At 73.2% G+C, this 26538-nt stretch carries 20 protein-coding genes and 1 pseudogene; 11 read left to right on the forward strand and 10 right to left on the reverse strand.

Going from position 1 to position 26538, the window contains the following annotated elements; genetic code table 11:
• Positions 1–57: 57 nt before the first annotated feature.
• Positions 58–2424 carry a SpoIIE family protein phosphatase gene (locus tag ACIP64_RS38610; protein WP_401596750.1) on the reverse strand — a complete coding sequence of 789 codons (2367 nt, stop codon included), beginning with the start codon at positions 2422–2424 and terminating at the stop codon, positions 58–60.
• A gap of 129 nt (positions 2425–2553) precedes the next feature.
• Between ACIP64_RS38610 and ACIP64_RS38615 the strand changes: the two genes are divergently transcribed.
• A complete protein-coding gene (locus ACIP64_RS38615) occupies positions 2554–3528 on the forward strand; it encodes a helix-turn-helix transcriptional regulator (protein WP_401596752.1) in 975 nt (324 codons plus the stop codon).
• Between the two features lie 229 nt (positions 3529–3757).
• Here the strand turns inward: ACIP64_RS38615 and ACIP64_RS38620 are convergent, their stop codons facing one another.
• Positions 3758–3913 carry a hypothetical protein gene (locus ACIP64_RS38620; RefSeq protein ID WP_401596755.1) on the reverse strand — a complete coding sequence of 52 codons (156 nt, stop codon included), beginning with the start codon at positions 3911–3913 and terminating at the stop codon, positions 3758–3760.
• A 228-nt stretch (positions 3914–4141) separates the two neighbouring features.
• Positions 4142–5380: an MFS transporter gene (locus ACIP64_RS38625; protein ID WP_401596758.1), complete on the reverse strand. Its 1239-nt coding sequence runs from the start codon at positions 5378–5380 to the stop codon at positions 4142–4144.
• Positions 5381–5449: 69 nt separating this feature from the next.
• On the opposite strand from ACIP64_RS38625, the gene ACIP64_RS38630 reads away from it, so the two are divergent.
• The gene (locus tag ACIP64_RS38630; protein WP_401596761.1) at positions 5450–5866 is read left to right on the forward strand and encodes a hypothetical protein; all 417 of its coding nucleotides are present in this window, start codon (positions 5450–5452) and stop codon (positions 5864–5866) included.
• A 7-nt stretch (positions 5867–5873) separates the two neighbouring features.
• On the opposite strand, the gene ACIP64_RS38635 is transcribed toward ACIP64_RS38630, so the two are convergent.
• From ACIP64_RS38635 to rhaI, 3 genes are all read right to left on the reverse strand, one after another.
• On the reverse strand, positions 5874–7379 hold the full coding sequence (locus ACIP64_RS38635; protein WP_401596764.1) for a rhamnulokinase family protein: 1506 nt from the start codon (positions 7377–7379) through the stop codon (positions 5874–5876).
• Between the two features lie 117 nt (positions 7380–7496).
• Entirely contained in the window at positions 7497–9542 is a 2046-nt protein-coding gene (locus ACIP64_RS38640; RefSeq protein ID WP_401596767.1) for a bifunctional aldolase/short-chain dehydrogenase, read from the reverse strand.
• Positions 9543–9595: 53 nt separating this feature from the next.
• Positions 9596–10762: an L-rhamnose isomerase gene (rhaI, locus tag ACIP64_RS38645; protein WP_401596770.1), complete on the reverse strand. Its 1167-nt coding sequence runs from the start codon at positions 10760–10762 to the stop codon at positions 9596–9598.
• 291 nt (positions 10763–11053) lie between these two features.
• Between rhaI and ACIP64_RS38650 the strand changes: the two genes are divergently transcribed.
• The 5 genes from ACIP64_RS38650 (at position 11054) to ACIP64_RS38670 (ending at position 16956) form a co-directional block, all read left to right on the forward strand.
• Entirely contained in the window at positions 11054–12574 is a 1521-nt protein-coding gene (locus tag ACIP64_RS38650) for a sugar ABC transporter ATP-binding protein (protein WP_360916734.1), read from the forward strand.
• On the forward strand, positions 12571–13626 hold the full coding sequence (locus ACIP64_RS38655) for an ABC transporter permease (protein WP_401596772.1): 1056 nt from the start codon (positions 12571–12573) through the stop codon (positions 13624–13626). Before ACIP64_RS38650 ends, ACIP64_RS38655 begins: the two co-directional genes overlap by 4 nt.
• A complete protein-coding gene (locus tag ACIP64_RS38660) occupies positions 13619–14686 on the forward strand; it encodes an ABC transporter permease (protein ID WP_401596775.1) in 1068 nt (355 codons plus the stop codon). Before ACIP64_RS38655 ends, ACIP64_RS38660 begins: the two co-directional genes overlap by 8 nt.
• 127 nt (positions 14687–14813) lie before the next feature.
• On the forward strand, positions 14814–15914 hold the full coding sequence (gene rhaS / locus ACIP64_RS38665; protein ID WP_401596778.1) for a rhamnose ABC transporter substrate-binding protein: 1101 nt from the start codon (positions 14814–14816) through the stop codon (positions 15912–15914).
• Positions 15915–15924: 10 nt separating this feature from the next.
• Positions 15925–16956 (forward strand): LacI family DNA-binding transcriptional regulator, encoded by a 1032-nt coding sequence (locus ACIP64_RS38670; protein WP_401596781.1) that lies wholly within the window; start codon positions 15925–15927, stop codon positions 16954–16956.
• Positions 16957–17847: 891 nt separating this feature from the next.
• On the opposite strand, the gene ACIP64_RS38675 is transcribed toward ACIP64_RS38670, so the two are convergent.
• A complete protein-coding gene (locus ACIP64_RS38675) occupies positions 17848–19167 on the reverse strand; it encodes a diacylglycerol/lipid kinase family protein (RefSeq protein WP_401596783.1) in 1320 nt (439 codons plus the stop codon).
• Positions 19168–19264: 97 nt separating this feature from the next.
• On the reverse strand, positions 19265–20464 hold the full coding sequence (locus ACIP64_RS38680) for a glycoside hydrolase family 3 N-terminal domain-containing protein (protein ID WP_401596786.1): 1200 nt from the start codon (positions 20462–20464) through the stop codon (positions 19265–19267).
• Positions 20465–20527: 63 nt separating this feature from the next.
• On the opposite strand from ACIP64_RS38680, the gene ACIP64_RS38685 reads away from it, so the two are divergent.
• Positions 20528–21028: a TIGR00725 family protein gene (locus tag ACIP64_RS38685; protein WP_401596788.1), complete on the forward strand. Its 501-nt coding sequence runs from the start codon at positions 20528–20530 to the stop codon at positions 21026–21028.
• A gap of 338 nt (positions 21029–21366) precedes the next feature.
• Positions 21367–23553 carry a TIGR03767 family metallophosphoesterase gene (locus tag ACIP64_RS38690; protein WP_401596791.1) on the forward strand — a complete coding sequence of 729 codons (2187 nt, stop codon included), beginning with the start codon at positions 21367–21369 and terminating at the stop codon, positions 23551–23553.
• Positions 23554–23602: 49 nt separating this feature from the next.
• Here ACIP64_RS38690 and ACIP64_RS38695 read toward each other — a convergent pair whose 3' ends face one another.
• Both ACIP64_RS38695 and ACIP64_RS38700 read right to left on the reverse strand, forming a co-directional pair.
• The gene (locus ACIP64_RS38695; RefSeq protein ID WP_401596794.1) at positions 23603–24313 is read right to left on the reverse strand and encodes a dienelactone hydrolase family protein; all 711 of its coding nucleotides are present in this window, start codon (positions 24311–24313) and stop codon (positions 23603–23605) included.
• A 140-nt stretch (positions 24314–24453) separates the two neighbouring features.
• Complete coding sequence (locus tag ACIP64_RS38700; RefSeq protein ID WP_401596799.1) at positions 24454–25140, reverse strand: TetR family transcriptional regulator; 687 nt, start codon at positions 25138–25140, stop codon at positions 24454–24456.
• 120 nt (positions 25141–25260) lie between these two features.
• Between ACIP64_RS38700 and ACIP64_RS38705 the strand changes: the two genes are divergently transcribed.
• The gene (locus tag ACIP64_RS38705) at positions 25261–26412 is read left to right on the forward strand and encodes an acyl-CoA dehydrogenase family protein (RefSeq protein ID WP_360916765.1); all 1152 of its coding nucleotides are present in this window, start codon (positions 25261–25263) and stop codon (positions 26410–26412) included.
• A 31-nt stretch (positions 26413–26443) separates the two neighbouring features.
• Positions 26444–26538 (forward strand): annotated as a pseudogene (locus tag ACIP64_RS38710) (electron transfer flavoprotein subunit beta); the annotation flags it as partial.

The following is a 26538-nucleotide window of genomic DNA, read 5'->3' on the forward strand; positions in this document are numbered from 1 at the left end:
TGACACCTCGTCAGGCAGGGCGCGACGCGGGCGCGGCCGGGCCCGGCGGGCCACCGGTCACAGGGCCTGCTCGGCCCAGATCGTCTTGCCGGTCGCGGCCTGCCGCGTCCCCCACGCCTGCGTCAGCTGCGCCACGAGCAGCAGACCGCGCCCGCCCTCGTCGTCCGAGCGGGCCCGGCGCAGGTGCGGGGCGGTGTTGCTGCCGTCGGAGACCTCGCAGATCAGGGAGCGGTCGCGGATCACCCGCAGCTGGACCGGCGGCGACCCGTGCCGGATGGCGTTGGTGACCAGCTCGCTCACCACTAGCTCGGTGACGTGCACCGCGTCCTCCATGCCCCAGGAGCGCAGCAGTTCGGCCGTGGCCTGCCGGGTCTCGGCGACGTGCGCGGGGTCGAAGGGTACGTCCCAGACGGCGACCTGGGCGGTGTTCAGCGCCCGGGTGCGGGCCAGCAGCAGCGCCACGTCGTCGACCGGCCGGTCGGGCGGGAGCGACTTCAGGATCGTGTCGCAGGCCGACTCGATGGACGGCGCCGGAGCGGCGAGCGCGGTGAGCAGCCGGGCCAGGCCGGCGTCCAGGTCGAAGTCCCGGCTGTCGATCAGACCGTCCGTGTAGAGGGCGAGGATGCTGCCCTCCGGCAGCTCCCGTTCCGTCGCCTCGAAGGGCAGCCCGCCGACGCCCAGCGGAGGGCCCGCCGACACCGGGACGACCTCCACGGTCCCGTCGGGCAGCCGCAGCACGGGCGACGGGTGCCCGGCGCTGGCCATCGAGCACCGGCGCGAGATGGGGTCGTACACCGCGTACAGGCAGGTCGCGCCGACCTCGGTGCTGGTCGACCGGCCGTGGTCCTCGCGGGTCTCGTCCCCCGAGTTCAGGTGGACGACGAGATCGTCGAGGTGGGTGAGCAGCTCGTCGGGCGGCAGGTCCACGTCCGCCAGGGTCCGCACCGCCGTCCGCAGCCGCCCCATGGTGGCCGAGGCGTGGATGCCGTGGCCGACCACGTCGCCGACGACCAGCGCGACCCGGGTGCCGGACAGCGGGACGACGTCGAACCAGTCGCCCCCCACGCCCGCCTGCGAACCGGCCGGCAGATAGCGGGACGCGACCTCCACCGCGGGCTGGTCGCCCAGCCGCTGCGGCAGCAGGCTGCGCTGCAGTGCCAGGGCGGTGCCGTGTTCGCGGGTGAAGCGGCGCGCGTTGTCGACGCAGACCGCGGCACGCCCGGCCAGCTCCTCGGCGAGCGTCATGTCGTCGTCGATGAAGCCCTCCGGCCGGGTGCCGCGGGCGAAGATCGCCACGCCCAAGGTGACCCCGCGGGCCATCAGGGGCACCGCCATCACCGTGTGGATGCCGTGCTCGCGCACCTTGGCGTCGCGCCGCGTGTTCTGCGCCAGCCACAGCGAGAAGTCGACGTGCCCGGCCTGGCTGAGCACGGACCGGCCCTCGGCCAGGCAGCGCGCCGGCGGGGAGAACTCGGGGTAGGTGTCCACCTCGCCCAGCTCCACCGCGGCGACCGGCGTCTCGTCCGTCCGCGAGCGGTGCGCGACGCGGCGCAGCACCACCGCGCTGTCCACGGGACCCGGCGAGGGCTCGTCGCCCTGCAGCACGGAGTCCAGCAGGTCCACGCTCACGAAGTCGGCCAGCCGCGGCACGGCCAGCTCGGCCAGTTCGTCGGCGGTGCGGACCACGTCCAAGGTGGTGCCGATGGCGGCGCCCGCCTCGTTGAGCAGGACGAGACGCTGCCGCGCCCAGAACTGGGCGGTGCTGTCGAACGCCGCCACCGCCACGCCCCGGACCCGCCCGCGGGGGTCCCGGATCGGCCACATGTCGGTGTTCCAGGCGTAGTCGCGCATCGAGACCGGATCGCGGGTGGAGCACTCGTAGTGTGTGGCCCGACCCGTCTCCGCGACCTGGCGCAGGTGGTCGCCGTATCCGTGCCCGGTCTCCTCCTCCGGGACGATCGCCTGGTACGGGGTGCCGCGCAGCGTCCCCTGGGGCACGTCCCCCATGGCCTCCCGCGCCGTCCCGTTGAGCCGCCGGTGGCGCAGGTCGCTGTCGTGCACGGACATGGACGCCGGGGACTGGTCGAACGCCCACAGCACCAGGGCCTCGTCGGACGCCTCCGGAACCGCGGTGACCACACAGCCGCTCGGCTCCCCGTCGCCGTCGAGGGCGGGGCTGACCCGGACCTCCAGGTCCAGCAGCCGGCCGTCCCGGTGGCGTACGGCGGCGGCGCTGCGCCACTCCCGGTCGAGCACCAGGACCGCCGGGGCGAAGATCTCCGCCACCGGGCGGCCCACGGCCTCGGCGGACGCGTACCCGAGCAGCAGGCGTGCCCCTTCGCTCCACGCGGTGACCGTCCCTTGCGCACCGACGACCACCACGGCCGTGCCGGCCGGGTCCCCGGGGCCGCCACTCGCGTTCATCGTCGCCGATCACACACCCGTCGAAGTCTCCTTACCCCAGAGTGCGCGCTCGGCGGGAGGCCATCAAATCGGTGGGACTCCCGAGACCGGGGCCGGTCCGCTGTCGGTGGCGGCACCGATACTGCTGCCATGCGCGCCAGCCGGCTGGTCTCCCTCCTCCTGCTCCTCCAGGCACGCGGCCGGCTCACCGCCCAGCAGCTGGCCGACGAGCTCGAGGTGTCCGTCCGCACGATCTACCGCGACGTGCAGTCGCTGCACGAGGCCGGCATACCGCTGTACGGCGACGCCGGCCCCGAGGGCGGCTACCGGCTCGTCGACGGCTACCGCACCCGGCTGACCGGACTGACCGCCGAGGAGACCCGGGCCTGGTTCCTCGCGGCGCTGCCCGACCCCGCCGCGCAGCTCGGGCTGGGCGAGGCCGCGGCGGCGGCCCGGCTGAAGTTCAGCGCCGCCCTGCCGCCCGCGCTGCGGGAGTCCGCCGAGCGGATACGCGAGCGCTTCCACCTCGACGCGCCCGGCTGGTACAGCCCCGGCGAGGAGACCCCCCACCTGCCCGCCGTCGCCGACGCGGTGTGGAACCGGCAGGCGGTACGGGTGCGCTACCGCCGCTGGCGCGAGCCCGCCGAGACCGAGCGCCGCCTGGAGCCGTACGGCCTGGTCCTCAAGGCCGGCCGCTGGTACGTCGTCGCGCGCGGGGCGGGCGGCCTGCGCACGTACCGCGTCGACCAGATCCTCGCCGTCGACGTCCTCGGCGAGGCCTTCGAGCCCGAACCCGGCTTCGACCTGACGGCCTACTGGCGGGCCTACCTCGCCGACTTCCACGCCCGGCTCCACCAGGGCGAAGCCCTGATCCGGGTCTCCCCGCGCGGCGCGGAGCGCCTGCCCTCGCTGCTCTCGCACGCCGTCGCGCGAGCGGTCGCCGAACGCGGCGAACCCGACGCCGACGGCTGGGTCCGCGCCCTGGTGCCGATCGAGTCCGTCGGCCACGCCCACGGCGAATTCCTCCGCCTCGGCCCCGACCTCGAAGTCCTCGAACCCGTCGCACTGCGCGCCCTGCTCATCGGCTCGGCACGCGGCCTGGCCGCTTTGTACGGGGCCGGCTGAGGGCGCTGTACCGGCGGGGGTCCCGGCGGGGGCGGTTCTGCGGGGTTGTGCGGTGCGGGGTCGTGGAGGCGGGGGAGCCGACGGCGACGGTGGCGGTTCGTCCGGCATCGCTGGCCACGTCGCCGTTCAGGCCGGGTGCGGGTCGGCAGAGTTCGCCGCGGGGTGGTGGTGAGGCTTGGGGGAATGCTCCGTCCTGCGGGCTGTACCGCCAGAAGGCGCGCTTCGCGGCTCAGGCCGGATGCCGGTCCGCGGGGGTGGCGGTGCGGTTCCGGGCCGGATGCCCGGTTGTGCGGGCCGTGCGGTGCGGGGTCGTGGAGGTGGGGGAGCCGACGGTGAAGCCTGCGGCGGTTCCGGCGCGGGCAGCGGCCGTGGCGGTGCCGAGCATGACGGCGACGGTGGCCGCGGCCCCGAGTCCTTGGCGGCATCGAAGGCGCGCCGCTGGGCCGGGTACGGGCCGGCAGAGTTCGCCGCGGGGTGGTGGTGAGGCCTGGGGAGTGCTCCGTTCTGCGGGCTGTGCCGCAAATTCTCGGCCGGTGGCGACACTGGGTGCGCGATCCTGCGGGCCGTGCCGCAGTCCTCAGGCCCTGGCGATTCCGAAGGCGCACTTCGCGGCTCAGGCCGGATGCCGGTCCGCGAGGTCCGTCGCGGGGGTGGCGGTGAGGGCGGGGGCGGGATGCGCGGTGCTGCGGGCCGTGCGGTGCCAGGTCGCGGAGGCGACCGAGGCGAGGGCGCTGACGGCGGCGACGGCGGCGAAGCCCGCGGCGGTTCCGGCGCGGGCGGTGACCGTGGCGGTGCCGAGCATGACGGCGACGGTGGCGGCCAGGCCCCAGCCGTTGGCCACGCCGAAGGCGCGCCCCACGCGGTGCTCGTCCACCGAGGCCATGAGCAGCGTGCGGGACGCGATGCGGGCCTGTCCGAAGAGGAACGCGCCGAGCGGTACGAGCAGGAGCAGTCCGGGCACGCCGAATCGCGGTTGGACCGCGAACAGGATGTTGCAGAGCAGGAAGCCGGCCAGCGCGAGCCGCAGGTCGCCGAGGCGGGCGCCGGTGATCCGGTAGGCGGCGGCCGCGACCAGGAAGCCGGCGCCGCCGAGTGCGTCGACCACGCCCACCACCGCCGGCCCCCGGTGCAGATCGGCGATGACGAGGACCGGCATGAGCGCGTTGAAGACGGTGACGACGACGCTGCCCTGCGCGTAGAGCATGATCACCGGGCCGAGCGGTGGGCGGACGGGCGCGTCCGGGGACGGGGCACCGGCCGCCGCGGCCTTCGGGGTGAGCGCCGGCCGTCCGGCGCGCCCGGTCGCCAGTACGAGCACCGCGGAGACCGCGAAGGTGGCCCCGTTGAACACGCACAGCGGGGTGGGCCCGAAGAACTGGAGGGCGATGCCGCCGACCGTCGCCGACAGCAGCATCCCGCTCTGCAGGGCCATCTCGTAGTGCGCGTTGAACCGCCGCAACTCCCGCGCCGGCACCCTTTCCTTGACGAGTGCGGCGCTGACCGGCACGAACAGTGCCGCGATCACCGCGAGCACGAAGTTGCTGCCGTAGACGACCGCGTTCCGCGGGCCGCCCAGCGCCAGCCCCAGCGGCATCGCGAGCGCGGCCAGTGCGCTGAGGGCGTCGCAGGTCACCCAGAGCGTCCGCCGGTCGAAGCGGTCGGCCAGCCGTCCGAACAGGGGGGAGAGCACCGCCTGCGGCACGGCGACGGCGATGAAGAGCCATCCCACGTCCAGTACCGACCCCTGGGCCCGCACGATGAGCAGGGCGGCGGCGATCAGTTGGATGTTGTTGCCGAGCGAGGTGACGAAGACGGCGGGCAGCAGCAGGGCGTGCGTTCGGTGGGTGCTCACACGTACCCATGGTGCGGAGGGTCCCTGACATCCTCTGTCAGTGAGGGGCGCGCCGCGTATCCTCGGTGCGTGCCTCGCCGTTCGAACAAGCCGCGCCGCCTGGTCGCCGACGGACGCGTGTACCAGTGGTCGATGAGCCACCGCCACCGAAGTGACGACGACGGCCGCGCCGTGGACTGCTGTCAGACGCTCACGCTGTTCCCGCAGCCGGCCGGTTCCGGCGGTCCGCTGCGCATCGTCTTCGCCTCGGGCCCCGACCGGTACGTGCCGGGCGGGGCACCGCTTGGCTCCGGGGACGTGGGTTTCATCCGGGGTGCGGGTCTGAACCTGCACGAACCCGGCGCCGTCCGGGCGTTGCTCGACGTGGCACTGGCCCGCGGGTGGCAACCGGACGAGCGGGGGCCGATCGACGTCGACGGCTGGTCCCTGCTGGAAGCGGCAGCAGCCGTGCGCGCGCGGGACGCGGGTGGCCCCGGGGGCCCGTGACGGGGGTTCAGGCCTCGTCGAGGCGGGGCACCCGGCCTGTTCGTGCCGCGGCGAATTCCTTCACCCTCGCCTCGGCGGCGTCCCACGCCGCCCGGTCCCCGTCCGGTTCGTGGCGGCGCAGCGGCTGGGTGGCGGCGACGAGGGCGCGCAGGGCCGGGAGGCCGTCGCCGACGAGGCCGTGGGCGCGGGCCTGGACGAGGATGTTGCCCAGGGCGGTCGCCTCGGCGGGTCCCGCGACGACGGGCAGGCCGGTGGCGTCGGCGGTGAGCCGGCACAGCAGTTCGTTGCGTGAGCCGCCGCCGACCATGTGGACATGGGTGATCTCGCGGTCGGCGAGCGCGGCGGCCTGCCGCAGTGTGCGCCGGTGGGCGAGGGCGAGGCTCTCCAGGATGCAGCGGACGACGGCGCCGGGGCTCTCGGGCGGCCGCTGACCGGTGCGCAGGCAGAAGTCGCGGATGCGGGCGGGCATGTCGCCGGGCGGCAGGAAGGCGGGGTCGTCGGGGTCGACGAGGGCGGCGAACGGCCGTGCCGCGGCGGCCTGGTCGAGCAGCGCCGCCAGGGACGGCGCGCCGGCCGGCTGCGCGGCCCAGGTGCGCCGGCACTCCTCCAGCAGCCACATGCCCATGATGTTGCGCAGGTAGCGGATGGTGCCGTCGACCCCGCGCTCGTTGGTGAAGTTGGCGGCGCGGGAGGCCTCGGAGAGCACGGGCGCGTCCAGTTCGAGGCCGGCCAGCGACCAGGTGCCGCACGAGATGTAGGCGAAGCCGGGCTCCGTGGCCGGGACGGCGGCGACCGCGGAGGCGGTGTCGTGCGAGGCGACGGTGACCACCGCGGTCGTCTCCGGCAGCCCGGTGGCGGCGGCGACGTGGGGGAGCAGGGTGCCCGCGGGGTCGCCGGGCGCCCGCAGCGGCGGCAGCAGCCCGGGCGCGAGACCGACCTGTTCGGCGAGCTCAGCCGACCAGGTGCCGGTACGGGCGTCGAACAGGCCGGTGGTGGAGGCGTTGGTCTCCTCGGCGCCGATCGTGCCGGTCAGCCAGTGGGTCAGCAGGTCGGGCACGAGCAACAGGGTGCGTGCGGCCGCCAGTTGTGCGGTGCCGGACGCGGCGGCGAGCTGGTAGACGGTGTTGAAGGGCAGGTGCTGCAACCCGGTGACCTGGTACAGCCGCTCCGCGCCGATCTCCTCCCGTACGCGTTCCGCGACGGTGTCGGTGCGGGCGTCGCGGTAGTGGAACGGGTTGCCCAGCAGGGCGCCGTCGGCGTCGAGCAGGCCGTAGTCGACGGCCCAGGTGTCGATGCCGACCGAGGTGACGTCGTCCGGCTGCCCGCCCGCCCGGCGCAGTCCGTCCAGCACGCCCTGGAAGAGGGCGAGCGCGTCCCAGTGCAGTCCGCCGGGCAGGCGCACCGGCGTGTTGGCGAAGCGGTGCACCTCGGTGAGGGAGAGGTCGTCCCGCGCGACCCGGCCGAGGATGACGCGGCCGCTGGTGGCGCCGAGGTCGATGGCGGCGAATGGCACGTGGGGGTCCTCGGGGTGGTCGTGGGGTGGGGGGACAGCAGGACAACAGGGCGGCGGGGCACGGGAGCCGGGTCCCGCGGGTGCGTCCGCGGTACCCGGCTCGCCGCCGCCCCCGGGTCAGCGCAGGAAGGCCGCCGCCACTCCGGCGTCGACCGGGACGTGCAGACCCGTGGTGTGGGTGAGGTCGCCGCCGGTGAGGGCGAAGACCGCGTTCGCGACGTGCTCCGGGAGCACTTCGCGCTTCAGGATGGTGCGCTGGGCGTAGAACTCGCCGAGCTTCTCCTCCGGGACGCCGTACGTCGCCGCGCGCTGGGCGCCCCAGCCCGAGGAGAAGATGCCGGAGCCGCGGACCACGCCGTCGGGGTTGACGCCGTTGACGCGGATGCCGTGCTCGCCGAGTTCGGCCGCCAGCAGCCGCACCTGGTGGGCCTGGTCGGCCTTGGTGGCGGAGTAGGCGATGTTGTTGGGCCCGGCGAACACCGCGTTCTTGGAGGCGATGTAGACGATGTCGCCGCCGAGCTTCTGCCGCGCCATGACGCGGGCCGCCTCGCGCGAGACGAGGAAGGAGCCGCGGGCCATGATGTCGTGCTGGAGGTCCCAGTCGCGGGCGGTGGTCTCCAGCAGGGGCTTGGAGATGGAGATGCCCGCGTTGTTGACGACCAGGTCGACGCCGCCGAAGGCGAGCAGCGCATGGTCGAACGCCGCGGTGATCTGCTCCTCCTGCGTGACGTCGACGGTGACGGCCACCGCCTTGTCGGGGCCGCCGAGTTCCGCGGCGACGTCCCGGGCGCCGTCCGCGTTCAGGTCCGCGACGACGACGCAGGCGCCCTCGGCGGCGAGGCGGTGGGCGATGGCCTTGCCGATGCCCGAACCGGCGCCGGTGACCAGGGCGATGCGGCCGGCCAGCGGCTTGGGCCTCGGCATACGCCGCAGCTTGGCCTCCTCCAGCGCCCAGTACTCGATGCGGAACTTCTCCGACTCGGGGATCGGCGCGTACGTGGAGACCGCCTCGGCGCCGCGCATCACATTGATCGCGTTGACGTAGAACTCGCCCGCGACGCGCGCGGTCTGTTTGTCCTTGCCGTAGCTGAACATGCCGACGCCCGGGACGAGCACGATCGCCGGGTCGGCGCCGCGGATCGCCGGGGAGTCGGGGCCCGCGTGCCGGTCGTAGTAGGCCTGGTACTCGGCCCGGTAGGCGGCGTGCAGTTCCTCCAGGCGCGCCACGGCCTGATCCAGCGGGGCCGTCGGGGGCAGGTCGAGCACCAGGGGCCGCACCTTGGTGCGCAGGAAGTGGTCGGGGCAGGAGGTGCCGAGCGCGGCCAGGCGGGGGTGCTCGGCGTGCGCGAGGAAGTCCAGTACGGGCGCGGAGTCGGTGAAGTGGCCGACCTGGGGCCGGTCCTGGGAGGCGACGGCGCGCAGCACCGGGGCGAGGGCGGCGGCGCGGGCGCGCCGTTCGGCCTCCGGCAGCGGTTCCCAGCCCGGCAGCGGGGCGCCGAAGGGCTCCTCCTTGCCGTGGCCGGCCAGGTACTCCTCCGCGGTGCGGATGATCCACAGGGCGTTGGCCTCGCACTCCTCGGACGTGGCGCCCCAGGCCGTGATGCCGTGGCCGCCGAGGACGACGCCGACCGCCTCCGGACTGGCCTCCTTGATCGCGGCGATGTCCAGGCCGAGCTGGAAGCCGGGACGGCGCCACGGGACCCAGGCGACCTTCTCCCCGAAGCACTCCCGGGTCAGCTTCTCGCCGTCGGCGGCGCAGGCGAGCGCGATGCCGGAGTCGGGGTGCAGGTGGTCCACGTGGGCGGCGTCGACGAGGCCGTGCATCGCGGTGTCGATGGACGGCGCCGCACCGCCCTTGCCGTGCAGGCAGTAGTCGAACGCGGCGACCATCTCGTCCTCGCGCTCCGGCCCGGGGTACACGGCGGTCAGGGCGCGCAGCCGGTCCAGGCGCAGGACGGCGAGGCCGGACTCGGTGAGCGTGCCCAGGTCGCCGCCGGAGCCCTTGACCCACATCAGCTCGACGGGGCCGCCGGTGACGGGGTCGGTCTCGGTGGCCTTGGCGGAGGCGTTGCCGCCCGCGTAGTTGGTGTTGCGGGGGTCGGCGCCCAGGCGGTGGGCGCGCTCCAGGAGAGCGGCGACTTCCGGGTGGGTGGCGGGTGCCATGCGGGTGTCCTTCGGGGAGGTGGGGGTCGGGAACGTACGCCGGACGACAGGCCCTACGCGCCCCATCCGGCCTGGGTGCCGCCGACGCGCTCGGCGACGATGCGCTGCTGCCACCCCGAGGCGTGGTAGGCCGCGACCGGGTCGGGGGCCAGGCCGCGCTCCTCGCGCACCTCGCGCAGCAGCGGGCGCACATCGGTGTTGTAGGCGTCCATGAGCACGGCGTTGGCGGCCAGCACGTCGCCGGACCGCTGGGCGGTGAGCAGGGCGTCGCGGTCGACCAGCAGCGCCTTGGCGGTGGCCTCCTGGACGTTCATCACCGAGCGGATGACCGCGGGGATCTTGGCCTCGATGTTGTGGCACTGGTCGAGCATGAAGGCGACGCCCGTCTCCGGTGCGAAGCCGCCGTTCTGGGCGACCTCGTGCAGGATCCGGAAGAGCTGGAAGGGGTCGGCGGCGCCCACCATCAGGTCGTCGTCGGCGTAGAAGCGGGAGTTGAAGTCGAAGCCGCCGAGCTTCCCCTGGCTCAGCAGGAGGGCGACGATGAACTCGATGTTGGTGCCGGGCGCGTGGTGGCCGGTGTCGACGACGACCTGCGCCTTGGGGCCGAGCCTGAGGCAGTGGGCGTACGCGGTGCCCCAGTCGGGGACGTCGGTGGTGTAGAAGGCGGGCTCGAAGAGCTTGTACTCCAGCAGCATCCGCTGGTCGTCGCCGAGCCGCCCGTACACCTCGGCCAGGGCTTCGGCCAGGCGCTCCTGCCGGCCCACGATGTCGTCCTGGCCGGGGTAGTTGGTGCCGTCGGCGAACCACAGCTTGAGGTCGCGGGAGCCGGTGGCGTCCATGATGTCGACGCACTCCAGCAGGTGGTCGACGGCCTTGCGCCGGATCGCGGCGTCCGGGTGGCAGATGCTGCCGAGCTTGTAGTCGTCGTCCTGGAAGGTGTTGGAGTTGATCGCGCCGATCTCCAGTCCGCGGTCGGCGGCGTGGCGGCCGAGGGCGGCGTAGTCGTCCACCTTGTCCCAGGGGATGTGCAGGGCGACGACGGGGGCGACACCGGTGAACTCCTGGACCTTTCCGGCGTCGTCGAGCTTCTCGTAGGGGTCGCGGGGGACGCCGGCCTGGGCGAAGACCTTGAACCGGGTGCCGGAATTGCCGTAGCCCCACGAGGGCGTCTCGATCCGCTGGGCAGCGAGTGCGGCCTTGACGGCAGGGAAGTCAGGCATGGTCACCTCTTGAGGTCCAGGGAATCGCTCATCAGTGAATCGATTCATTCCGCTGCGAAGCTATCCATGCCCTCACCGTGGCGTCAAGGGGTGTGCGGTGCCCGCGGGCCCGTTATTGAATCGTGTCATCACGGAGGTTGTCGCTGATGGCGCGGCGCGGCCCGCCCCTTTACCGGGGTGCTTGGAGAGGCCGCAGGTCAGCTGGGGACTGCGGCGACTCTTGACGCACGCGACGGGCAGAGCTAGCTTCCCGGCAACTCCGTTGAAACATTTCATGTCTTGGAGGGCGCAATGACGCACCCCGAACCGGAGACGACTCCGGTGCTCGCGCTCGAGGGGGTGAGCAAGTCCTTCGGTGCCGTCCGTGCTCTGCGCGGCGTCTCGCTCCGGCTGTACGCCGGCGAGGCCCACGCCCTCGCGGGCGAGAACGGCGCCGGAAAGTCGACACTGATCAAAGCACTCGCGGGAGTGCACCGGCCGGACACGGGCACGGTGCTGCTCGACGGCGAGCCGGTCGAGTTCCACGGCCCGGGGGACGCCCGCGACGCCGGGGTCGCCGTCATCTACCAGGAACCGACCCTCTTCCCCGACCTGTCGGTGGCGGAGAACATCTACGTCGGCCGTCAGCCGCGCCGCTCCTTCGGCCGCGTCGACCACCGGGCGGTGCGCCGCTCGGCCGCCGCGCTCTTCGAGCGCCTGGGCGTCGACCTCGACCCCGACCAGCCCGCGCGCGGACTGTCCATCGCCGACCAGCAGTTGGTGGAGATCGCCAAGGCGCTCTCCTTCGACGCCCGCGTCCTGATCATGGACGAGCCGACCGCCGCGCTCACCGGCAGCGAGGTCGCCCGGCTCTTCGGAGTCGTCACGTCGCTGCGCGAGCAGGGCGCCGCCGTGCTCTTCATCTCCCACCGCCTGGAGGAGATCTTCGCGCTGTGCCAGCGGGTCACGACCCTGCGGGACGGCGCCTGGATCGCCAGCGAGCCCGTCGACGGGCTGACCGAGGACGACCTCGTGCGCCGCATGGTCGGCCGCGACCTCGACGAGCTCTACCCCAAGCAGGCCACCGAGATCGGCGAAGTGGCCCTGAGCGTGCGGCGGCTGACCCGCGAGGGCGTCTTCACCGACGTCTCCTTCGAGGTCCGCCGCGGTGAGATCGTCGGGCTGGCCGGACTGGTCGGCGCCGGACGCAGCGAGGTCGCCCGCGCCGTCTTCGGCGTGGACGGCCGGGACGCCGGCGAGGTCGTTGTCAACGGCCGTACGCTGCGCGCCGGCGCGCCGAGCCTGGCCATGGCCGCCGGCGTCGCGCTGGTCCCCGAGGACCGCCGCGCCCAGGGCCTGGTGATGGACATGTCCATCGAGCGCAACATCGGCCTCACCGGCTTCGGCGCCACGTCGAAGGCCGGTCTGATGAGCCGCAGCGCCGAGCGCAGCCGCGCGGTGGACTGGGCGGTACGGCTCCAGGTGAAGTACGCGCGCCTGGCCGACGTCGTCGGCACCCTGTCGGGCGGCAACCAGCAGAAGGTCGTGCTGGCCAAGTGGCTCGCCACCGCGCCGCAGGTGCTCATCGTGGACGAGCCCACCCGCGGCATCGACGTCGGCACCAAGGCGGAGGTGCACCGGCTGCTGTCCCGGCTCGCCGGCGAGGGCGTCGCCGTCCTGATGATCTCCTCCGACCTGCCGGAGATCCTCGGCATGGCCGACCGCGTCCTGGTGATGCACGAGGGCCGGCTGACGGCCGAGATCCCCCGGTCCGAGGCGACCGAGGAGACCGTGATGGCGGCGGCCACCGGCCGCGCGAGGAGGGCGGCGTGACCGTGACCGCAGACACCGTGCAGCCGGTCGCCGAGGACGCCCCGGCCGCGCCCCGGCGCTTCCTGGACCGGGTGCTCAGGCTCCGCGCGCTCGCCGTGCTCGGCGTGCTCGTCGTGATGCTGGCGGCGACCCAGATCTACAACTCCGCGTTCCTGTCCCAGCAGGGCGTCAAGGACCTCCTGCTCAACGCCACCATCCTGGTGCTCGTCGCCGTCGGCCAGGCCATGGTCGTGATCACCCGCAATGTCGACCTGTCGGTCGGCTCCGTCCTCGGTATCTCCGCCTTCGCCGCGGGCAGTTACCTGCACGGCGGCGGCAACCCGCTGGTCGCCGTGCTGCTGGCGGTCGCGCTCGGTGTGCTCTTCGGGGCCCTGAACGGCCTCCTGGTGAGCCTCGGCCAGGTCCCCGCCCTGGTGGTCACCCTGGGCACCCTCTACATCGTCCGCGGCATCGACTCCATCTGGGTCGGCTCCCGCCAGATCACCGCGGGCGACCTGCCCGGCGGCTTCACCGACTTCGGGCACGACGGCGTGTGGGTGGTCCCGTACCTGGCGCTGCTGACCGTCGCCGTCCTCGTCGTGGTCGGCTACTACCTGCGCAGCTACCGCGGCGGGCGCGACATGTACGCGCTCGGCTCCAGCCCGGAGGCCGCCCGGCTCGCCGGTGTCCCGGTCCGCAAGCGCATCCTGATCGCGTACGTGGTCTGCGGGGCGCTCGCCGGACTGGCCGGCGCGCTGTACCTCGCCCGCTTCGGCAACGTCGACTCGGGCACGGGCAGCGGCTACGAACTCACCGTCGTCAGTGCCGTCGTGGTCGGCGGTGTCGCCTTCACCGGCGGCTCCGGCACCGTCTACGGCGCCGCGCTCGGCGCCCTGCTGCTGACCTCGATCAACAGCGTCCTGCCGTCCATCGGCGTCAGCTCGGTGTGGGTGCTGGCCATCGACGGCGTCCTGCTGCTGCTCGCCATCGCCGTCGACCGGATCCTGGCGCTGCGGGTGGCCGGCGTCCTCCGCAAGCGGGCCGCACAGATGAGGAGTGCCCACCATGCCTGAGACCACCAAGGCCGCCGCCCCGGCCCCGGTTCCGGCCGCCGCGCCCGGCACGGGCCATGGCTCCCGCTTCGGCGGCGCGGTCCGCTGGGACACCGCGGTGGGTGCCCTGCTGATCGTGCTGCTGATCTGCTCCTTCTCCTTCGTCGGCAACTTCGGCAACGCGCTGAACGTGTCGTTCCTGATCGGCAACACCCTGCCGATCGCGCTCATCGCCTTGCCGATGACGATGCTCGTGGTCTCCGGCGAGATCGACCTGTCCGTCGGCTCGACGGCGGGCCTGGCCGGCGCGGCCATGGGCGCGATGTGGAACGGCGGCATGGCCATCGAGACGATCATCCCGCTGTGCCTGCTGCTCGGCGCGGTGTGCGGCCTGGTCAACGGCCTGCTGGTGACCCGGCTCGGGCTGCCCTCACTGGCCGTCACCATCGGCACGCTGGCCGCCTACCGCGGCATCGCGCAGATCGTCCTCGGCGCCGACTCCGTGACCGACTTCCCGCAGAGCTACCTCGACTTCGGCTCCGGCCGGATCGACGGGACCTTCGTCCCGTACGCGGCGATCCCCTTCGCCGTGCTGCTGCTGATCGCCGTCGTCGTCCTGCACGCCACCCCCTTCGGCCGCTCGCTGTTCGCGGTGGGCGCATCCGAGGAGGCCGCCCGGTTCGCGGGCGTACGGGTCAAGCGGGCCAAGCTGGCCATGTTCGTGACGACCGGGGTGGTCTCCTCGCTCACCGGCGTCTTCTGGGCCCTGCACTACGCCAGCGCCCGGTACGACAACGCCACCGGCCTGGAGCTGTCCGTCATCGCGGGCGTGCTGCTCGGCGGCATCGACTTCGACGGCGGCAAGGGCACCCTCGGCGGCGCGATCGCCGGTGTGTTCCTGCTCGGTGCGGGCCAGAACGTGATGAGCCTGCTCAACGTCTCCGCCCAGTCCCAGATCGTCGTCACCGGCGTGCTCCTGGTGATCTCCGTCCTCGCCCCGAGGATCGGCCGCCAGATCGCGCAGTCCCGGGCCCGCAGGAGGGCCGCCGACCGGGCACCGGCCGTGCTCGCCCCGTCCTGACGTCACGTCACTTCGATTCCGGGGCACCCCACTTCACCGCCCCGGCGTTCCTCGGCATGTCCTCCCCCCGCACGTCATCACCATCCCCCGTGTTCCGGTACCCGCGTCCGGCAGCGAAAGGATCACCATGTCCAGCAGAACCCTCACCCGTCGCGCCACCGTCGTCCTGGCCCTCACCACGGCGGTCGCCCTCGGTGCGACCGCCTGCGGGGGGACCACCAAGAACTCCTCGAAGGACAGCGACAGCAGCAGCAGCGCCGCCGCCCCCAGCCAGGCCGCCAGCGCCGACCCGGGCGCGGCCACCAAGACCGGCCTGACGGTCGCCTTCCTGCCCAAGCAGGTCAACAACCCGTACTTCACCATCTCCGACAACGGCGGCAAGCAGGCCCTCGACGCGCTCGGCTCCACCTACAAGGAGGTCGGCACCAGCAGCGGCACCGACACCGCCGGCCAGGTCTCGTACGTCAACACCCTGACCCAGCAGCAGGTCAACGCCATCGCCGTGTCCGCCCAGGACCCGGGCGCCCTGTGCACCGCGCTCAACCAGGCCCGCAAGAACGGCATCAAGGTCGTCACGTACGACTCGGACACCAAGCCCGAGTGCCGCGACCTGTTCGTGTCCCAGGCCAGCTCCGAGGACCTCGGCCGCACCGAGGTGCAGCTGCTCGCCGAGCAGATCGGCTACAAGGGCGAGATCGCGATCCTGTCGGCGGCCCAGACCGCCACGAACCAGAACACCTGGATCGACTTCATGAAGGACGAGCTGAAGGACCCCAAGTACAAGGACGTCAAGCTGGTCAAGGTCGCCTACGGCAACGACGACGCCCAGCAGTCCTTCCAGCAGACCCAGGGCCTGCTGCAGCAGTACCCGAACCTGAAGGGGATCATCTCCCCGACCACCGTCGGCATCAAGGCCGCCGCCCAGTACCTGTCCGGCTCGAAGTACAAGGGCAAGGTCAGGCTGACCGGCCTCGGCACGCCCAACGACATGCGGTCGTACGTCAAGGACGGCACCGTCGAGGCCTTCGAGCTGTGGGACCCGGCCAAGCTCGGCTCGCTCGCCTCCTACGCCGCCGTGGCGCTGGCCTCCGGCCAGATCAGCGGCGCCGAGGGGCAGACCTTCAAGGCCGGCGACCTGGGCAGCTACACCATCGGCAAGGACGGCGTCGTGGTGCTCGGCAAGCCGACCGTGTTCACCAAGGACAACGTCGACCAGTTCAAGTTCTGAGAGCGCCGGCGTGACGGACAGGGCACGGGCCGTGGGGATCAAGGACGTCGCCCGGGAGGCGGGAGTCTCCGTGGGCACGGTCTCCAATGTGATCAACCGGCCGGACTCGGTTCCCGAGGGGACCCGTGCCCGGGTCCAGCGCGCGATCGCCCGGCTCGGGTACGTGCGCAGTGAATCGGCCCGTCAGCTGCGGGCGGGCCGCAGCCGCATCATGGCCCTGCTCGTCCTCGACATGGCGAACCCGTTCTTCGTCGACGTGGCGCGCGGCGCCGAACGGGCCGCCCGGCAGGCGGGCTTCGGCGTGATGGTCTGCAACAGCGCCGAGAGCCCGCAGGAGGAGGCCGCGTACCTGTCGCTCTTCGCCGAGCAGCGGGTACGGGGTGTCCTGGTGACGCCCGCCGACGCCGGGACCTCCGGGAACCTGGCCGCCTTCCGGCGCCACCGCATCCCCTTCGTGCTGGTGGACCGGGTGTCGGCGGTCGCCGACGGATGCTCGGTGTCGGTGGACGACGTGGCGGGCGGCCGGCTGGCGCTCGCCCACCTGCTGGCGGCCGGGCACCGCCGCATCGCGTACGTCAGCGGACCCGCCCACCTCCAGCAGGTCCGCGACCGCCGCACGGGCGCCCTGGCCGCGATCACCGAGGCCGGGGCGCCCGCGGAGGTCCTGCGGGAACTGCCCACCGAACGGCTGGACGTGGCCTCCGGCCGCGACGCGGGCCACCGCCTCCTCGGCCTCGCCGAGCGCCCCACCGCCGTGTTCTGCGCCAACGACCTGCTCGCCCTCGGCGTGCTCCAGGCGCTGTACGCGGCGGGGGTCGGCGTGCCCGGCGAGATCTCCATCGTCGGCTACGACGACATCGAGTTCGCGGCGGCGGCCGCCGTACCGCTGACCTCGGTACGGCAGCCCGCCGTCACCATGGGCGCCATGGCCGCCGGGATGCTCCTTGAGGAGACCGACCCGCAGGGCCGCGACCACCGGCACCGCCAGGTCGTCCTCCAACCCGAACTCGTTGTCCGCGACTCCAGCCTGGTCAGACGCTGACACGTGCCCGCCGTGGCCCTCCCGGGTGCCCGGGCCGCGCTGCGGCGGGCCCGAGTCCTCTGCTCGCCCTGCGGGCGTCGGCCGCTTGACCTCGGCGTGCCGCCCGCGCCGTGGCCGTCGCCTTCGCGGTTGACCGGGCCGTTGCGGCGGGGCGGCGTGCCTCCTCGCCTCGTGGTCGGCCCGTTGGACGCCTGGGTGGGCCGCCGGCGCTGCGGCCTTCGGCTTCGCGAGCGTCCGGGCCGTTGCAGCGGGGCCGCGTTCCTGCTCGCTCCGGGCGGCCGTTGCCGGGTGCCGGGCCTTCACCTTTGCGGAGGCCTGGGCCGTTATTGACGGCGGGGCCTGCGGTGGCGCCGCGCTCCTGCCCGCTCCGCGGTCGTCGCTGGACTGCCGTGGCTGTGCCGAGGACGGCCTGGCTCCGCTGGGCGGCCTGCCGCGTGCCGCGCCTTTCCCTGCGGGCACCGGGGGACGGTCCTGACCTTGGGGGTGTCGGGTTCCTGCTTGCTTCGGGCCGTCGTTGCCGGGTGCCGGGGGCGGCCTGGCTGTGGGTGTCGTGCTTTCACCTTTGCGGTTGCCCGCGCCGTCATGGGCGGCGGTGACCGGCCACTGTGGTGCTGCGCTCCTGCTCGCCTCGCGGGTGCCGAGGGCGGCCCTGACGTGAGCGGGCCGCCTGTGCTGTGGCTTTCGCCTTCGCGGGCGTCCGGGGCGCCGTGCGACGAGGCGGATGCCTGCTTGTTCGGGCCGCCGGTGCCGGGGCCGGCCTGGGCTTGCAGGGGCAGGCTGCTGCGTGCGGCGGGGGCCTGCGGTGGCGCAGCGTTCTGGCCTGCGGGCGCGACCGGCCGTCGTGCGGTGGCGAAGGCACCTGAACTGGGCGGGCCGCTGCGGCGGCCCGGGTCAGTGGCCTGTGGTCAGGGCGAGTGCGCACAGGTGGGACCAGTCGAGGCGGGCGCCGGTGATGGGGACGCCCGGGCGGTTGCGGGGGAGGCGCACGCGCAGGGCGCCCGGCCGGATTTCGCAGTGCAGAGGCACGGGGAGGAGCAGCGCCTCGCCGTCGACGCCGGCCTCGATCGCCGGGGCGTCCGCGGTGACGACGACCTGGCGTGCCGTCAGGGCACTGAGTCCCGGGGCCTGCGGCCCCATCAGCAGGGCCGCCGCCTGGGCCGCGTTGTCGACGGTCACCCCGAGCACCCCGAGCATGCCCGTGTCCAGCCGGTCCCTGCGGCCGAGCCCCGCGGGGTCGCCGGTGCGATAGGGGTTGTTGCTCACCAGGACGGCCTGCGGCTCGTGGAGCACGGTCGCGCCCGCCCGCGCGGTGAGCCGGCTGCCGGTGCGCCGGGTGAGCAGGTCGGGCAGCATCTCCAGGATCGTGCCGACCTTGTCCTCGCGGTAGGCCGGGCTCTGCACGACGGCGGCGTAGGCGCCGAAGGAGACGTTGTTGACGAAGGGCCGGCCGTCCACGGAGCCCAGGTCGACGCGGAGTTCCACGCCGTCGGTGAGCGCGTCCAGGCAGGCGGCCGGATCCTCCCGGTCGAGCCCCAGGTCCATGGCGAAGTGGTTGCGGGTGCCCGCACTGATCACCAGGAAGGGCAGCCCGCGCTCCGCGGCGACGGCCGCGACCAGTGCCTGCGTGCCGTCGCCGCCCGCCACGCCGAGCAGGTCGGCACCCTCGTCCGCGGCCGCGCGGGCGAGCGCGGCCACGTCCTGCGGATGGTCCGGGTCGAGCAGGGTCACCCGGGCGCCCAGGGCCTCCGCCTTCTCCTTCAGGCCGAAGCGTGCGACCTTCCCGCCGCCGGAGCGCGGGTTCATGATCAGGAACGGGCGCCGCGGCGGGGGAGCCCGCCGTTCGCGGACGCGCCGTTCCTCCTGACCGGCCCTGTGCACCGCGGCACGCCCGCAGCTCAGCGCCAGGATCCACAGGGCGAGCGAGGTGAGCACCACCCAGAGCAGGTCCGCGTGGGCGTAGTAGAGGAGCACACCCACCGGTGCCGCCACGGTCAGGGCCACGGCCAGCACCCTGACCGCTCCGCGCCGGGTCAGCACCCACCAGACGCCGGCGGCCGTGACCCCGGTGCCGGCCAAGGCCACGGCGACCAGCAGGAGGCTCTTCAGTCCGGCGACGACGACCGGCAGGACCAGTGCCGCGGCCCCGGCGGCCAGGGCGAGGCGGGCGAGCCGGCGCGGTGCGCGGCGGACGGGGGAGGCGGGACGTTCCATGGACCGACCCTGCCACCGCCCGGCGCCGGTGCGCCGTCGCCGCCACGCCGCGAACGGCGGTATTTCGTGGTGGCGACGGCGCACCGGGCCGCGGTCCTCAGGCGGTGCAGGTGAGCACGCCCGCCGCCTCCTTGGCGGCCAGCACGCGCAGGACGCTGTCGTGCACCCGGGTGCGCACCGCCGGTTCGTGCCGCATGGCGTAGCGGATGCCCTCGGCCATGGCGGGAATGCCCGTCGGCTGCACCGTCAGCACGAGGTCCCCGCCGGCCCGCAGGAAGGCGAGCCCGCGCTTGCCGACGGCGAGGGACTGCGCGGAGGCCGCCTTGCCGAGGTCGTCGGAGATCACGACCCCCTTGAAGCCGAGGTCCTTGCGGAGCATCCCGCTGATGACCACGGAGGAGTACGCCGCCTGGTGCGCGGCGTCGATCCGCTTGTAGATCGCCGTGGAGATCATCACCAGTGCGGCTCCGGCCCCGATACCGGCCTTGAAGGGGGCGACGTTCGCGCCGGTGCGGGTCAGGGTCGTGTCGGTCACCCCGGCGGTGACGTCGGTGTTGCCGCGCACACTGCCCAGGCCCGGGAAGTGCTTGGGCGTGGTGAGCACCTTGGAGCGGGTGGCGCCCTGGACGTAGGCCGTGACGTGCGGGGAGACCACGGCGGAGGTCGATCCGAACTGCCGGCCGTACTTGCCGATCGGGGCGTTGGCGGTGCCCAGCGATGCGGGCACGATGTCGGCGACCGGCGCGAGGTTGACGTTCACCCCGGCGCTGCGCAGCTGGGCCGACCAGGTCGCGGCCTGCTGCCGCAGGTAGGTGGTCGTGTACTTGCCCTGGGTGACCCCGCTGGGGATGGTGGAGAAGCCGGGGCCCTTGAGGACCTGTACCTGGCCGCCTTCCTGGTCCGTGGCGACCAGCAGTCCGACCCGCTGTCCGGCGACGGTCTGCCGCATGCCCTGCAACTGGTCGGCGAAGGCCCGGATCTTCGTCACCCCCGCGGTGCTGCGGCCCGCGAGCATCACCGAGCCGACGGCGTAGGTCTTCATCGCGTTGAGGTCCGCTTTGGGCGTCGTGGGGAGTACGGCCGCGCCCATGAAGAGCTGGCCCACCCGCTCGGTGTCGTTCATGGCCGCCTCGACGCGCTGGGCGCACGACGGGGTGCTCGCGGCGGCGGTCCTGGCGGACATCGCGCGGGCCGTTCCGGAGCTGTCGGGGGAGCGGTGGGCGTCGCAGGCGGCGACGGCCAGTGTCGTCGCGAGGAAGGCGAGGGAGGCGCGGGAAGCGAAGTGGCGGGAAGTCACATCTACAGCAAATATCTGTGGGTATCCGCCATGTCAAACGCTGCCAGGCGATCGGGGGACGGTATGACGCCGGTCTATGTGGCCGTGGTGGGCCCTGGTACCGCCGGGGACCGTGAGCGCACGCACGCCCGGCGGGTGGGCGAGCTGCTGGCGCTGCGGGGCGCGGTGGTGGTCTGCGGCGGCCTCGGCGGTGTGATGGAGGCGGCGTGCGAGGGCGCCCGGGCGCACGGCGGCGTCACCGTCGGGCTGCTGCCCGGCCGGGACCGTGCCGAGGGGAACCCCTTCCTGACGGTCTGCCTGCCCACCGGGCTCGGCGAACTGCGCAACGGGCTCGTCGTGGCCGCCGCCGACGCGGTCGTCGCCGTGGGCGGGAGCTGGGGCACCCTGAGCGAGGTGGCGCTCGCGATGCGCACCGGCAGGCCCACGGTGGTCCTCGCCGGCTGGGACGTCGCCGCGGACGCCGGGGACGGGATCCCCCTGCGCGCGTCGAGCCCGGAGGAGGCGGTCCGGGCGGTCGTGGACGCGCTGCCGGACGGCAGGGGCGGGTTCGCCGCAGAGGGCTGAACTCCCCATCTGCAAAGAGGAATTGCCTGGAGCGCACCTCTTTGGGACGGGGTCCGCCACGGATCAGTGACTGAGTGGCTGTACCACTCCTTGCGGTCCACGGCCCCCGTGGGCCACCCTGGTCGGGCCCGGTCCGTGCCCGCCCCCGCATGCCCGTTCCCCTCCACGGTTCGTTCTCCCCCCACTCCGGTCCGTGCCCCTCCGCGTGTCCGCGGGGCGGCCCACCGAAGGACCGGCGCGCCCCCCTCCCGTCCCCTCGCCATGCCGTGCTGCCCGGCACGGCGGCTGACGACCGAACAGGATTCGGAATGTCCCTTTCTCGTCGAAGGATGCTGACGGTGACCGCCGCGAGCGTGGTGGCCGCCGCCGTCGATCTGCGCGGCCCGCTCGGCGTGGCCCTCGCCGCGACGGCGGTCGGCGACAGCGCCGCCTCCGTCCTGTCCACCGTGGACCGGACGCTGCAGCGCGGCCCGGACCTCGGCCGCGGTTACCGGGGGATCGTCGCCGGGCCCGGCGAACCCCACCTGATCCGGCGGGACCTGGCCGATGTCGCCGCGCCCGCGGTGACCCGGTCGCTCGCCGCCTTCGCCCAGATGTCCGACCTGCACATCGTCGACGACCAGTCGCCGCTGCGCGTGGAGTGCCTGGACCGCCTGGCCGACTACGGTCCGCCGCACTACAACTCGTACCCGACGGAATCCGCCTACCGGGCCCACGAGTTCCTGTCGACGCAGACCACCGACGCGATGTGCCGGGCGATCAGACGCACCGGCCGCGGCCCGAGAACGGGTGCCCCGCTGGCCTTCACCGTCGTCACCGGCGACGCCGTGGACAACTGCCAGTACAACGAGGCCCGCTGGTACATCGACCTGCTCGACGGCAACAGCGTGCGGCCGGACTCCGGCAACCTCGCCAAGGACGAGAGCGTCGCCGCCGGAGCGTTCGGCGCCGACGTCCACTACTGGCACCCCGAGGTACGGCAGTCTCCCCCCGACAACAACGACCTGGCCGGCTTCCCCCTGGTCACCGGGCTCCTCACCGCCGCCCGCCGGCCCTTCGCCGCCACCGGTCTCGGCATGCCCTGGTACGCCGCCTACGGCAACCACGACGGGCTCGTCCAGGGCAACGTCCCGCCCGACACGCTGCCGTTCGACCCGCTGAAGGCCATCGCCACCGGCTCCACCAAGCTGACCAAGGTCGAGGGCGTGCCCGACGTCCTCGACAACGGACTCGGCTACTACGTCGAACTGCTGACGGACATCCTCACCGGCGACTTCACCCTCGCCACGGCGAAGGTCACCGCCGACTCCGCCCGCCGGCTGCTGTCCCGGAGCGAGTTCGTCGCCGAGCACTTCCGCACCAGCGGTACCCCCGCGGGCCACGGCTTCACCTCCGGCGCCGACCGCGCCTACTACGCCGTGCCCTCGGCGCCGGACGACCTCTTCCAGTACCTCGTCCTGGACACCACCAACGCCGGGGGAGGGGCCGACGGCGCCCTCGACGAGGAGCAGTGGGCATGGCTGGAAGGGCGCCTGAAGGCCGTCTCCTCCCGGTACGAACTGGCCGACCCGGGCGGCACGGGGCCCGGGACCGTCGTGCAGCAGCCGGGTGTCCGCGACAAGCTCGTGGTCGTGTTCTGCCACCACACGCTCGACTCGATGGACAACACCGACGACGACGCGCCCTACGGCGGCGACGACCTGCGCGCCCTGCTGCTGCGCTTCCCCAACGTGGTGCTGATGGTGGACGGCCACACCCATACCAACACCGTCATTCCCCACCGGCCCGCCTGGCCGGCCTCGCTCAGCGGCGGCTTCTGGGAGGTCAACACCGCCTCGCACATCGACTGGCCGATCCAGAGCCGGATCCTGGAGGTGGCCGAGGGCAACGGCACCCTGTCGATCTTCACCACGATGATCGACGCGGACGCCCCGGTGTCCTACGGCGGCGACACCGGCTCCCCGGCCGCGCTCGCCTCCCTCGCCCGCGAACTGGCCGTCAACGACATCCAGGCGGTCGCCCGCGGCATCGACAAGCGGCGCGGCACGGCCGACGCGCGCAACACCCAACTGCTCGTCCCGCTGCCCTTCCCGCTCCCCGCGGGCCTCGGCACGCCCGCCGCCGACTGGCCGTACCTGGCGCAGGGGCAGAGCGGCAGCCGGGTCAAGGCCGCGCAGTACCTGCTGAACGCGCGCGGGGCGGCGCTCGCGGTGGACGGGGTGTTCGGTACGGCGACGGCGGCCGCGGTGCGGACGTTCCAGGGCGCCCGCGCCCTGCCGGTGGACGGCGTCGTCGGATCCGCGACGTGGCAGGCGCTCGTCGTGGCGCCGCTGGCACAGGGCGACGCCGGGGCCGCCGTGTCCTCGGCCCAGTCGCTGCTCAACACCCACGGGGCGGCGCTTGCTGTGGACGGGGTGTTCGGTACGGCGACGGCCGCCGCGGTGCGGACGCTCCAGGGCGCCTGCGCCCTGCCCGTGGACGGTGTCGTGCGGTCGGCGGGCTGGCTGCGGCTGCTCGCGCCGTGAGACCGCGGGGGCGGCACCCCGTCCCGGGTGCCGCCCCCGCGGAGCGCGGTCAGCCCAGCTGGGTGTGGAGGAACTCCAGCGTGCTGCGCCAGGCGCGGTCCGCCGACTCGGCGTGGTACGCCTCGGGACGCTGGTCGTTGAAGAACGCGTGGCCGGCCGGGTAGGTACGGAAGTCGGCCTCGACACCGGCCTGTTCGCGGATGGCGTCGCGCAGCGCGACCAGGGCGGCCGGGGGGACGCTCTCGTCCGTCTCCCCGAAGTGCCCGAGGACCTCGGCCTTGAGGCCGGTGAAGTCGGGCAGTTCGCCCTGGACGACACCGTAGAAGGGGACCGCGGCGCTCACCCGGGGGTCGCTCGCGGCCTGGTAGAGCACGAATCCGCCGCCCATGCAGAAGCCGACGGAGCCGACGTGCTCGGAGGTCACCTCGGGACGCGCGAGGAGGTAGTCCACGGCGCCGGACAGCAGCTCCACGCCGCGCGCGACGGGCAGCGCGCGCATCATGCGCAGCGCCTCGCCGGAGTCGTGGGCGACGTTGCCGCCGTACAGGTCGGGGGCGAGGGCGACGAAGCCCTCCTTGGCCAGGCGTTCGGTGACGTCGGCGATGTGGTCGTTCAGGCCCCACCATTCCTGGATCACGATCACGCCCGGACCGCGCCCGGCGGGCGGCAGCGCCAGGTAGCCGTGCGCGGTGGCTCCTGCGCTGGTGAAGGTGACGTTCTGACGGACGGGGGAACCGGTCTGCTGCGGAGTCTCGGCCATGGGATCACGCTATGCCCGGCGACTCGATCGTACAAATTTAAAGCACACGCAAAGTGGGGCGGACCGGCCCCCTGGCACCGGGCCGGGAGGGGCTGACGTGCAGGGGGGAACGGAGTGCCCCGATCGGGGTACTCAGTTCCTTATGAGGGGGATCGTTCCCCGTCCAGCGAGGACTCGATCTCGCGCACCACCCGCCACATCGGCGTGCGCCGCCGGGTGATCACCACCACGACGTCGTCCTCGGCCTCCGCCGGCCCCCCGGCCGCGGCGCCCTCGGGGTTCCAGCCGCGGCGCACGTAGTCCAGCGCGTGGTCCACCGCGGCGAAGGCGTCGCCCTCGCCGCCGGAACGCAGCCACGAACGCAGGCCGTTGTTGTGCGCGGCGACTACCGCGGCGGCGATGACGTCGGCCCGCAGCTTGCCGTCGGGCCGGTCGGCGAAGCGCGCCCCGAGGTACTCGGCGAGGGCCCGCTCGTAGCGCCAGACCACGGACAGCTCGTACGCCCGCAGCCCGGGCACCTGCTTGGTCAGGCGGTAGCGCTGCACGGAGAAGGTGGGGTTCTCGGCGTACATGTTCAGCACGAGGCGGGCGGCGCCGCAGGCCTTGGACACCGGCTCGTCGGTGTCCGCGCTCCCGTCCAGGAACTCGGTCATCTCGGCGAGCGCGCGTTCATGGTCGGGAAAGACCACGTCTTCCTTGGAGGGGAAGTAGCGGAAGAACGACCGGCGTCCGACGCCCGCCAGGGCGACGATGTCGTCGATCGTCGTCGCCTCGTAACCGCGTTCCAGGAAGAGCTGGAAGGCCGCGGCGACGAGGGCGTCCCGCATCGGGGGCTTCGTGGTCATGGTCCGAAAATCTAGCATCGGGGGCTTACGGATGGCACTGAGTGTGCATAATTGAGGGTACTCGATGCCATGGGCGCCGTACACGGACTGGAGTGACCGATCGTGAGCCAGGAATTCGACCTGTTCCGGACGTCGGAGGAGCACGACATGCTCCGTGACGCGGTGCGTTCGCTCGCGGAGGCGAAGATCGCCCCGTTCGCGGCGGAGGTGGACGAGGCGGGGCGGTTCCCCGAAGAGGCGCGGGAGGCGCTGGAGGCCAACGACCTGCACGCGGTGCACGTGCCCGAGGCCTTCGGCGGCGCCGGCGCGGACGCGCTGTCCACGGTGATCGTGATCGAGGAGGTGGCGCGGGTGTGCGCCTCCTCCTCGCTGATCCCGGCCGTGAACAAGCTGGGATCGCTGCCCGTGCAGCTGTCGGGCTCCGAGGAGCTGAAGACGACGTACCTGGGCGCGCTGGCACGCGGCGAGGGGATGTTCTCCTACTGCCTGTCCGAGCCGGAGGCCGGCTCGGACGCGGCGGGGATGAAGACCCGCGCGGTGCGCGACGGGGACTTCTGGGTGCTCAACGGCGTGAAGCGCTGGATCACCAACGCGGGGGTGTCGGAGTTCTACACCGTGATGGCGGTGACCGACCCGGACAAGCGCTCCAAGGGGATATCGGCCTTCGTGGTGGAGAAGGGCGACGAGGGTGTGTCCTTCGGGGCCCCGGAGAGGAAGCTCGGCATCAAGGGGTCGCCGACGCGTGAGGTGTACTTCGACAACGTGCGCATCCCCGCGAACCGCATGATCGGCGCGGAGGGCACCGGCTTCGCCACCGCCATGCGGACCCTGGACCACACGCGGGTGACGATCGCCGCGCAGGCGATCGGCATCGCGCAGGGCGCCCTCGACTACGCCAAGGGGTACGTCAAGGAGCGCAAGCAGTTCGGCAAGGCGATCGCGGACTTCCAGGGCATCCAGTTCATGCTGGCGGACATGGCGATGAAGCTGGAGGCGGCCCGGCAGCTGACGTACGCGGCCGCGGCGAAGTCCGAGCGCAACGACGGGGACCTGACGTTCTTCGGCGCGGCCGCCAAGTGCTACGCGTCGGACGCGGCAATGGAGATCACCACCGACGCGGTGCAGCTGCTCGGCGGTTACGGGTACACGCGGGACTACCCCGTGGAGCGCATGATGCGCGACGCGAAGATCACCCAGATCTACGAGGGCACCAACCAGGTCCAGCGCATCGTCATGGCCCGCAACCTGCCGTAAGCACCCAACCGAGAGTGTGAGGGGACATCAAGTGAGCTTGAGGATCGTTGTAGCGGTGAAGTACGTGCCCGATGCGACGGGGGATCGTCATTTCGCGGGGGATCTGACGACGGATCGTGATGCGGT

Origin of the sequence: Streptomyces sp. NPDC088733, from assembly GCF_044751185.1 — a bacterium.
Taxonomy (GTDB): Bacteria; Actinomycetota; Actinomycetes; order Streptomycetales; family Streptomycetaceae; genus Actinacidiphila.

Coding starts and splice junctions, on each gene's coding strand:
- ACIP64_RS38610 (WP_401596750.1), bottom strand. CDS start 2,424: ATGAACGCGAGTGGCGGCCCCGGGGACCCGGCCGGCACGGCCGTGGTG.
- ACIP64_RS38615 (WP_401596752.1), top strand. CDS start 2,554: ATGCGCGCCAGCCGGCTGGTCTCCCTCCTCCTGCTCCTCCAGGCACGC.
- ACIP64_RS38620 (WP_401596755.1), bottom strand. CDS start 3,913: ATGCTCGGCACCGCCACGGCCGCTGCCCGCGCCGGAACCGCCGCAGGC.
- ACIP64_RS38640 (WP_401596767.1), bottom strand. CDS start 9,542: ATGGCACCCGCCACCCACCCGGAAGTCGCCGCTCTCCTGGAGCGCGCC.
- rhaI (WP_401596770.1), bottom strand. CDS start 10,762: ATGCCTGACTTCCCTGCCGTCAAGGCCGCACTCGCTGCCCAGCGGATC.
- ACIP64_RS38650 (WP_360916734.1), top strand. CDS start 11,054: ATGACGCACCCCGAACCGGAGACGACTCCGGTGCTCGCGCTCGAGGGG.
- ACIP64_RS38660 (WP_401596775.1), top strand. CDS start 13,619: ATGCCTGAGACCACCAAGGCCGCCGCCCCGGCCCCGGTTCCGGCCGCC.
- rhaS (WP_401596778.1), top strand. CDS start 14,814: ATGTCCAGCAGAACCCTCACCCGTCGCGCCACCGTCGTCCTGGCCCTC.
- ACIP64_RS38675 (WP_401596783.1), bottom strand. CDS start 19,167: ATGGAACGTCCCGCCTCCCCCGTCCGCCGCGCACCGCGCCGGCTCGCC.
- ACIP64_RS38685 (WP_401596788.1), top strand. CDS start 20,528: ATGACGCCGGTCTATGTGGCCGTGGTGGGCCCTGGTACCGCCGGGGAC.
- ACIP64_RS38695 (WP_401596794.1), bottom strand. CDS start 24,313: ATGGCCGAGACTCCGCAGCAGACCGGTTCCCCCGTCCGTCAGAACGTC.
- ACIP64_RS38700 (WP_401596799.1), bottom strand. CDS start 25,140: ATGCGGGACGCCCTCGTCGCCGCGGCCTTCCAGCTCTTCCTGGAACGC.